The sequence below is a fragment of the Veronia pacifica genome, from assembly GCF_001707825.1.
Taxonomy (GTDB): Bacteria; Pseudomonadota; Gammaproteobacteria; order Enterobacterales; family Vibrionaceae; genus Veronia; species Veronia pacifica.
Genome location: NZ_LYBM01000060.1, coordinates 19,145 through 29,088 on the forward strand (window position 1 = coordinate 19,145; position 9,944 = coordinate 29,088).

7 protein-coding genes are annotated in these 9,944 nt (G+C 38.3%); all 7 read left to right on the plus strand.

Translation table 11 applies throughout. From position 1 onward, the window contains the following. Positions 1-54 precede the first annotated feature (54 nt). Positions 55-1,143: a hypothetical protein gene (locus A8L45_RS21320; RefSeq protein WP_068905376.1), complete on the plus strand. Its 1,089-nt coding sequence runs from the start codon at positions 55-57 to the stop codon at positions 1,141-1,143. Beyond that, positions 1,140-3,071: a DUF3857 domain-containing protein gene (locus A8L45_RS21325; RefSeq protein WP_083228469.1), complete on the plus strand. Its 1,932-nt coding sequence runs from the start codon at positions 1,140-1,142 to the stop codon at positions 3,069-3,071. Before A8L45_RS21320 ends, A8L45_RS21325 begins: the two co-directional genes overlap by 4 nt. Before the next feature lie 399 nt (positions 3,072-3,470). After that, entirely contained in the window at positions 3,471-4,025 is a 555-nt protein-coding gene (locus A8L45_RS21330; RefSeq protein WP_139122445.1) for a hypothetical protein, read from the plus strand. Then, positions 3,989-4,714 (plus strand): hypothetical protein, encoded by a 726-nt coding sequence (locus A8L45_RS21335; protein ID WP_068905378.1) that lies wholly within the window; start codon positions 3,989-3,991, stop codon positions 4,712-4,714. Before A8L45_RS21330 ends, A8L45_RS21335 begins: the two co-directional genes overlap by 37 nt. 320 nt (positions 4,715-5,034) lie before the next feature. After that, entirely contained in the window at positions 5,035-5,811 is a 777-nt protein-coding gene (locus A8L45_RS21340) for a hypothetical protein (RefSeq protein WP_068905379.1), read from the plus strand. A 704-nt stretch (positions 5,812-6,515) separates the two neighbouring features. Further along, on the plus strand, positions 6,516-7,274 hold the full coding sequence (locus tag A8L45_RS21345; protein ID WP_068905380.1) for a hypothetical protein: 759 nt from the start codon (positions 6,516-6,518) through the stop codon (positions 7,272-7,274). 869 nt (positions 7,275-8,143) lie between these two features. Beyond that, positions 8,144-9,055, plus strand: a complete 912-nt coding sequence (locus A8L45_RS21350; protein ID WP_068905381.1) for a DMT family transporter — start codon at positions 8,144-8,146, stop codon at positions 9,053-9,055. Positions 9,056-9,944: the final 889 nt, after the last annotated feature.

Below are 9,944 nucleotides of genomic sequence, written 5' to 3' on the forward strand. Positions count from 1 at the left end.
TTCATAGCATGCCTGCATTGCTACTGGCTTTTAATTTCACGTTAGGGAAACTTAATGCTCGAGACGATAGATAGACCGCAAGGAGACGAACAGGAGAGCATACAGCAACCTGACGATATACAGCCTGAAAATGTGTTACTTTCATCGCCCAAACGCTTTGTTTGGGAGTTTCTACTTCAATTTTCCGGCATTGTTCTGTTTTCATCCTTTCGCTCTTACCAAACCGCCAAAGAGCTAAACAAAATAAATGGAAAGCGGTATCAACCTATTTTATGGCTTTTCTTACCTCTGCTGACGTTACTTCAACCCATTGCTTTTTATCATCTTTTCAACGGGTTTCGTGCGGCAGAAAACAAATATCAGATCAAGGCTGTCAATTACGGTGTCTGCTACGCAGCGGCGATTCTCTGTACGGCGTGCAGCATATTTAACCTTTATGCCAGTCATTCAGGTATGTTCAGTTGGCTCGATGCCAGTCTGTATCCAATTTGGATTCTCGGTTTTGTTTCAATCATTCATCAATTTGGTAATTTAAAGCGTCATTTGCCGAATGCCGAGTTTGTAAGCAGTAAAATAGCTTATACCTTGCTTCAGTGGGTGATGGTGATTGTTTTGGGAGGATTACTCTTCTTCGTCGTGGGGTCAAACCTCTACCATCAGAGTAAAGTGTGGGGAGGTGTTGAGTCTTTCAAAAATGGCGATGTCTATCGACAAAAGGATCACTACAGTTTGGAGTTAGCGGGTGACGGCTGGGTGCGTGTAGATAAAGGATACATCTCTGATGGAAGCAGTGATGCGGAGTTTCTCCATGCGCAGTACGAAGCGTCTGCGATGGTTTTCCTGCATGAGAAGGGCACAAGCCTCAACGAGCAAACCCGTTTTCGACAATCGAGCTATCTCGAAAGCATGACAAAAGCGAGTTGTAAAGAAACCAGAAAATTTGTTCCAACCACACTCTCTGTCCGAGCAGATATTATTTGCAAAGGCTCATCGCCACTCTCAAAAGAGCTGACTTATATCAGTGCTATCCAAAACGAAAAACACATGGTGGAGCTGATCATTCAGGCAGAGGCTGAGCGCCATATCATTGATGATATCGAAACAATCATGTCGACTATGGTCAGGGAGTTCCAGATACAATGAAAGCAATCACTCACTCTCTGCTCGGTGCGGTTTTTATCGCCACCAATCTGTTCGCCACTAACACATTCGCCAGCAAGACAGAGCGCGTTGATTGGCAACTTGCTATAGATAACGCTGACAAAGCACGGGTAAGTCAATACCTGACACAAAGTGATAAGCCAGCGGAAATGAGGCAGGTTTTACGGCAGTACAGCTTTGATGTTTACGACGATCAGGTATCCCGTATTGTTACTTTGATTAACTATTACCCCAAGTTTACTGACATCGAAAACTATGGCAGTCAGAGCATCTATTTCAACCGTAATACGCAGAGAGTTTCCGTTTTATCTGCGGTATCTGTCAGCCCATCGGGCACATTCACAACCTTTGATCCCCAAAAAGCGAGATTAAGAGATACAGATACCTACAACACCTTCACGGATGGACAAGAATTGGTCATGCCTTTGCCTGCCCTTGAGGAGGGTGGGCTCTCTATCATCAAGTACAAGCTCATCACTGATAGAAATGCTCAGGAAATGGACTGGGCGACAAATATCTGGACAGAAAATAATTACGAGATTGAAAACTTTTCTCTACGTGCAAACTGGCATGGCAACACGGTTATGCGTTGGAAGCAACGTGGCTCCGGGGTTAAGTGTGAAGAACGCGCCCGCACCTTAGAATGCAAAGGGCAGTCTATTTCTGCTTTTAGTGGCGATGAACAGATAATGTGGAGAGATCATATTTACCACATAGCACTTGGTGGTCTTGATAGCTGGGACGAGGTCTCTAGCCGTACCGCCACGTTCATGCAAAAAGCAATGGAAGATACCAAAGGGCTTGACGATTTAGTCTCTTCTCTTACCGATCACACTCCTGAAAAGAGCGACAAAATTAGCAAATTATTAGATTTTGTCGCACGAGATATTCGGTATGTGTCAATGTCTGAGACGGGTCATGCGGTCACCCCCCATGCTATCCACGACACCATTAAAAATCGTTATGGAGATTGCAAAGATAAATCCACGCTCCTAAAAGCGATGCTGGATAAAATAGGAATCAAAGGAGAGCTTCGTTTGGTTGCTACCCAGCGGGCTTATCCATCGGGTCTGTTATTACCCTCTATGACCGCCTTTGACCATATTGTGGTCTGCTTCACGCTCGGTGAACAGGAATACTGTCTTGACCCCACTGATACTGCGACCAATTGGCAAGTCACCCCAAACTGGATACAAGGGAAGGTCAGCTTACCGGTCAACCCTGACTATATTCCTCATCGCCTGCCAACGAGTGTCTATCGATGGCAAATGAGCAATAAAACCAAGAACAAATTTGATGAAAAGGGTGGTCAGTACGAGAAGCAAACGCGAGAGTATTTTGGTGAGTACGCCTCTTATTATCGAAAATATTTGATGTCCAAGAATGACGAGGGCAAGCAGAGTTTCCTGACTGAAGAGTACAAAGATACGGTCACCGATTTGTCAGAGCCAGACTTTTCATGGACAGGTGTAGATGAAATGTCATTTGACTTGGAGATCTCCTCTGAAAACACGTTACCCGCTTTTTTAGATGTGAGTCAGCCACTGAACTACACAGAGGGTGACGCCTGGATTAAAAAAGAGCTGGGGGACATGCGTCTGCAGAATACTGACTATGGCGAATATTTTTCAGGAATAAAATTGGAGTCAGATTATGAATATGACCTCAATAATCTGTGGAAGCTGAAAACTACACCCCCGTCGCTTTTCTTTCAGTATCGTTTTGGTTCTTTGATCAGAAAAACCGAAAAGTTGAACGATGGCAGGCTAAGGGTGAATACCAAGGTAGATATCGTCGCGCAATGGATCGATGCAGATGAAATAGCCTTGTTCAATCGGTTTTTAGATATATTGGAGCGAGAGTCATCGATTCACCTTACTGGCGACTTGATTGAAGAGCCCAGTGCATAGCTCATGGCGTATGACGAATTCAAAAAGGGTATTGCTGATATGGCGTGCCCTTTTTACATAGTGCGCTACGTCTGTGGAGGTAAAGGTACAAATATAGGTATGAAGTGACCGTAACGCCTGTCAAACGCGTTGAGTCCTGCATGTTTAAGTTATTGAGTCATTAATTCAACCACACGCATATAAATCTCTCACATATAAAACTAATTACATTTGTTCTTATTCGTTGATGATTAAGTACACAATAAAAGCTATTTCACAACATTAATATTAGATTTGTCTTTTATAACTGTTTTTATTGTGGTTAACATTATACCTATGTCTTATATATTGACGATTTTTTTAAATACAGTAAGAGATTAAACCTTATTCACCAATGTTTTTATTAATGGTATTTTTAATATGTTAAGAGTATCTACAATGCTAAATAAATTTATATTATTAACAGTGTCTTTATATTTTATCCCTGATTTTTTTGTTTCAAAATCGCTAGCGGAAGAGATTAAAATTAATACTGTTAAACATCATTGTGATGCCGATTATAATCTTACTAGTCACTATAAAACGGGTAAAGTAGATATTTGCTCTATTAAGATTTTTATAGAGCCATTTACTATATTAACAAATTGGGGAACAAAACCTGAATGGATAAACAACCATCAATTTGTATTTTTAAGTAATCAAATTGGCGATGTATATCTAATGGATATGATAAAAAACAAAGTCATAAACCTGACTGAGTCATTTGCTCATGCCGGGTTTACGCGAGCCCATAAATTACCCGGTGGGCATTTACTTTTAGTCGTCCAGAATCTGGACCAATACCACCCAAAGATCCTCTTACTATATATGATACTGGGCAGTTTACAGGGAATATCTGGGTCTTTGAGGCACCTTTCGATAAAGCACCGTATCTTCTTATGCTTGAAGACGAAGATGGAAAGCGGCAAAAAGTAAATGCGTGGGAAGGGCTGGCATTATCTAAAGAGTCCAACAAAATGGTGTGGTCGGATACACAAACTCCATTTTTTGGCAGTAACCTCATTGCGTCTGGCTGGAACTACCTAACTGCTCCTTCCCGTTTATGGGTTGGCGACTTTATCTATCAACGTCAAAATAGCATCATTAAAAATGCGCGAGAAATCGTATCTAAATACGATATTGGCTTAATATTTTTAGAACCTCAGAATTTTCTCGGTGAGAATGATGAGAAAGTGACTTTTAGTGCCTACGGTCCAACGTCAAATGGAGCAGCTAATACGTATTTGTATAACTTTAAAAAACAGGTCATCGAGCATATTCGTATTGGAGAAGGTTACCAAGAGTGGGAGGGAGCTTCTCCTGATTATCAACGCTCATTTGTTGAAGTCCAGCAAGACGCATCCCGGTTTATTGGACCAACAAATGTTGAACTTTACCTTTATGATTTTAACAATGAAGACCTATCACGGTTCTCTTTCTTCAGGGGAAATGAAAAAAATATACATGACCTTTATCTTCATGAACCCGTTTTTTCTCCAGATGGAAAAAATGTGCTAGTAACCATTGGTGGAGGTGACGGTTGGGAGATAAATTCCCCCGGTTATGGATTAGGTATTCTTATTATAAATATTGATGATTTATTATTAATTTATACTAAAGAGTAGCGGGTGACTATCGCTATAGTTGTACCGAATAATGAGAAAAAATAGGATGAAAGAACTATTTATCTCTCATCACTAAATGAATCATAATTTTTTAATGAAAAATTAAAAAAGTATAAATTTTTAGTTGCCGATATGAATATTTTATATCGAGGCATATCACATAAAATCACTCATATCCTAATGTTATTCTAACTTCATTTATTGTACGATATTTAGCCTATCTCGGTTGGTTTATTAAATATAATAAGCAATAACCTTATTTTTAAATATATCGAAATTTAACTTTTTTAGATTTATTTTATAATTATAGGTTTAATAAAATGAAAAAATTAGCGCTAATAATATCTACGGCTTTAATGGTCACAGCATGTGGAGGAGATGGTGATGAAGGAGAAAACAAAAAAGCCTCTTCGCCGGGAACAAAGTCTCTTACAACAGTGACTGACACCAGTTTGGAGAACCTGTATTCAAATACGGGAGATGTAGACGCATCTGTTACCGGACAACTCCTTCAAGGCGTTATTAGTGGATTACAAGGTGGTTTTACAAACGAGAATATAAATGGTCTAGCAGACGCACAAAATAATGGTCAGCAAACTCAGTCCATACCTTGTAACGATGGCAATGGAGAGTTGGTCCTTACTTTTTCTGCAGACGAAAACCAAGCCACGGGTTCGGTTGAGATAAATGAGTGTAACGTCTCTGACGACCCAAATGTCATCGCCAACGGTAGATTTAATTTAAGTATGCGGGTTGAATCGGAGTCCTTCAAATTTCATTACAGCGGAGATTTAGATGTAACTGATAGAAATAGGGCTGAAACCATTTTTGCTATCGATAATCTAGAAGCTACTATGAATTCTGAAGAATCTACCATGTCTTCGACTGTTACTTCAGGTGGTCAAACCCATAAAATTATGTCTTCCACTCACAATACATATCCTATCAAAGAACAGTTGAGGATAGAGGGTGCGGGAAGTAGTTGGATTGAAATTGTGCGTGAGGGTGACTCGAATGATGAGCTATCAACATGTTCAGTAAGCAAGAGTGATAACCTTACGATCTCCGATGATGAAGCATGTGATCTATTAGATTAGTCATTTGTTTTACCCGATGAGCCCAGACCCTATCGGCTTGGGCTTATTCATAACAGCCAGTAAAAGAGAACCTACCTATCACTGCTGCCTTAGTGTGACTACTCATTCTCACATATACTCTCATCTCTACTGGTTTTAATTATCATCGTATTATCACTTATCGTTACGATTTTAAAAATCAATCTAAAATAAATATATTTTTTTTGATATCTATAATATAAATATTAGTTTTTATAATTCTCATCTTTATAGATAAATTTACCTGTAAGGTCAGGTAATTAAATAGTTTCTTTATAAATATAATAATTATGACGATCACTTTAAGTGAGAGCGCCTTGCATAATGTGATATTTATCTAAAAATAATTATAAGCTATTACCTTTTTATTTTCCTAATGGTGAATATCTACCTACTTCTCTTGAATTAATATTTAAACTATCTAATTTCACTATGTATTTTATTCTTGATTTATGAAAGGTCTTTATTTTTAAAGATATAATGATGATATTTTATTTATGAAATATATGAATGGATCTCACATAATGAAACACATTTAATAATATATTTATCATTACCCATATTGTACGATCTTTGACCGAGTAATATTTTTTATTCAAAGATATTTATTCATGGAGTTAGTTTAAATAAATAACTAAAGCCAAATCTTAAAATACTATGCTGCTTTGAGTGAAGGTTATAATTATATGAAAAATATGGTGTTAATGCTCTCTATGGCTTTGCTGGTAACAGCATGTGGTGGTGAGGAAAGTGGTACACCTCAGAAGGATGAACCCTCTCTGACAACCATTACTGATTCGAGTTTAGCGGTGTTTAATTCAAACGCTGAAAATGTAAACGAGACAATTGTAAGAGGAATCTTAGCCGATCCTAAGTACTTAATGGCAGACGACAATGCCATTGCTAAAAGCGTTAGTTCTTCTAGGTCGTCAATTACTCCACAACGAACAGAAATCATTCCCTGTTTTAACAATAATGGTCAGTTAGCACTCTCAGGCTCAATTCAGGAGGGCAATATTGTTTTTGCCACTGCTATTGAGGCATGTAATGTGTCATACGATCCAAATATTCTTGCAGACGGACTCGTAAATGTGTCTATCAAAAAGTTTCCGTTTGAAATTACGTCGACAGGAGAGTTTTCTGTCTTCAATGAGAACATAGCTGAAAATTTACTCACGTTTGAAAACTTTGCATTTTCGACAAGCATTCTAAAAACTACTTTATTTTCTACAGTAACAGCGGCGGGTCAAACACATAATGTTGAAGTTACTATTACCCATACCCTGCCGATAAAAAATACGATTAGACTGGAGGGTGCAGAGAACAGTTGGATTCTAGTTGAGCAAGAATTTAACCTGAGTGGAAAACAAACTAAATGTTCGGTTACTAAGAGTAATAACCTAACGTTGACTGACGATATTATATGTAATTTGGTCGATAGGTAGATATACCCCAACAACCGGAAAAGACTTTAATTAAGATCCTCCTCAATATGTACCGTTCGAGGCGCAAGTGTCGATAGGAATAGTCATTGTATTTCAGCGGTATTTAACGAATAAATGGGCATATTGAGGGGCCCCCTTCGGTCGAGTTGACTTACGCAACGCTCTTTGTTGTTCCTTTTTGATGGAGATAGTTTCATCAAAAAGGAGCACTTTATTATGACGTCAGTCAAACTCGATAAATCCTGCACCCTCAGGCCGTTTAGGTATTTGAATAGCCCAACTGTTACCGGGTGGGGCTTAAATCAGACGAGTACATATGTAGCAAGATGTTTTGAGCTTCATTATTCTGATTTGTAAATGTAACGAACACACAATGCGTTGATCGAATACACTAGCAATAGCCCTAAATATTTAACGTTTATCTTAGTCATATCCTCTACAGATTCTTTATCGCGATTACTCGGTCTGATTCACGCCTGTCAACGCACTTTTATCGATCCATAGTTTTCGATAGCCTCTTGGTGCAGCAAGTATGCTCACTTATCAGAGACGAAAATGAAGATTAAAATGTCGCGACACCGGAATGCTGACGAAAGCATCATCAATCGATGAAAATGTGTTTTGTCAGTTGAATACGCAAGCTCGCCTGATTAATCGATTTTTGGGACCATAATAGAAGTCATCATTTCGTTTTTGAGAAAGATAATAATATTTTTCCTTAAAAATTATTTTCAGTAGAAAAATATCATACAAAAAGGCAAAATTAAGGAAAAATAGAAAAACAATTCTCTGGCTATCTCTTTACACTGACTCCCGTCAATGAGGTTTGCAACCCTCTGATTTAAAAATATAAAAACTGAGTAGCCATCATGAATTCGAAGTCTTTTACCGTTTTACTTTTTCTATCTGTTTGTTTGATTTGGGGAACGACCTGGTTTGCAATGGAGGTCGCGGTACACACTATCCCGCCCATTTTTGCCACTGCGTTACGTTTTTTTCTTGCCGCGCCCGTTCTTTTCGCATTGGCGAAAGCCCTCAACCAGCCATTAATGTTTCCCAAGGAAAAGCGAGGCTGGGTAGTCATTGTTGCCCTTATGTACTTTGCTATCCCTTTCACACTCATGATTTACGGTGAGCAATACATATCTTCTGGTTTAGCATCCATCATTTTTGCCAATATGCCTGTTGCCGTGATGCTAATGTCTGGCCTGTTTCTGGGTCTCCGTTTGGCAAAACATCAAATATTTGGTTTACTGACGGCGGTGGTCAGCCTGTGTTTGATCATCGGTAATGAAATGCAAATGGGGGGAGACGATTATCTCACGGGTACTGTCTCGTTGGGCCTTGCTGTGCTTATTCATGCTGTAATGTATGTGTTGGTGCAAAAGCATTGTAAAGAGGTGCAGGTTCTCACTTATAACGCGGTCCCATGCTTTCTTGCTTCCATGTTTTTGTTTGCGGTCTCTGCAATGACAGAAAACGTCGTCGTCGAGGCTATTAGCTGGAACTCACTGTCCGCCGTCGTGTATCTGGGTTTTGCTGCCAGTGTTGGCGGAATAGTGGCGTATTTCAAACTGGGTCAGGTATCTACGCCGTTTCAGGCATCAATTTGTTTTCTCATTTTCCCTGTAGTGGCCTTGCTAATATCTGCTTTTATCAATGGCGAGATGCTGTCAGAGCAATCACTTATCCTTATGTTGCCGTTACTGTTTGGCATTATGTTGACTAAAATGCCGAAAAGAGTATTTAAGCAACAACGTGCGATAAACGCTGCAGAGTGATGAGTGTGTTTCAGATGATTGCCTTTCGCTGGATACACTAAAGTAAACCATAAAAACAAGGGGCACTCGGTGCCTCTTCTCTATCTATAACGCTTCTATTCTTCTGCACACCCCTTCATCAATCATATGCCGTATCTTCGGGCGCAATGACGACTTCAAACTCCCTACTCAACAATAGTAAATCAAATGCATATTAAGATTACATCGTATGTGCTGACTATTTTTCTGATTGCTTTTAATACACTTTTTCCTGATTTTTGACGATGAAAAAGATAAACCATAAGAAAGATTTGAAGTGAAAAGTAATTGAAAAACACTAAAAAAACCTTTTCTTAATTTTTTGAGTATTTATTTTATTTTTGCCCAGTTATTAATGGTTATAAATTTTTTTTTATAAATTAAATAATATTTTTCATTATTTAATGATTAAAAAATATTACTTATCAATAAGTTATGTTTTTTTATGTCTTCGCCATTCCTGTATTGATTTATAGCTAATATTATTCCGTAATTTATTCTATTTTTTTAACAAAGAGTGTCAAATAAGTTCTATCAAAATAAAAAAATTTTTATTAATTGAGGGGTTGTTAATGTAGAAGATAAAAAATATAACTCACAAGTTAATGAATATAAACATATTAAAAAAGATGGAACTTAACAGAACTACTATTCACATAGTTATACGCAACGAAGAGACTAAAAACTCTTAATAATATGCAGCGATATTCGTATTAATAGGAGTTTATTTCACTACGAGATACGAAAAAACCCGACTTTTACGTAAACATCCCATCAAAGTATTCGGCGAATAACCGAATTGGATACGTTGATAAAGGCTACAGAGCAAAACTAAGGAGAGTTGTATGACATTTATCCCCACATTCACGGC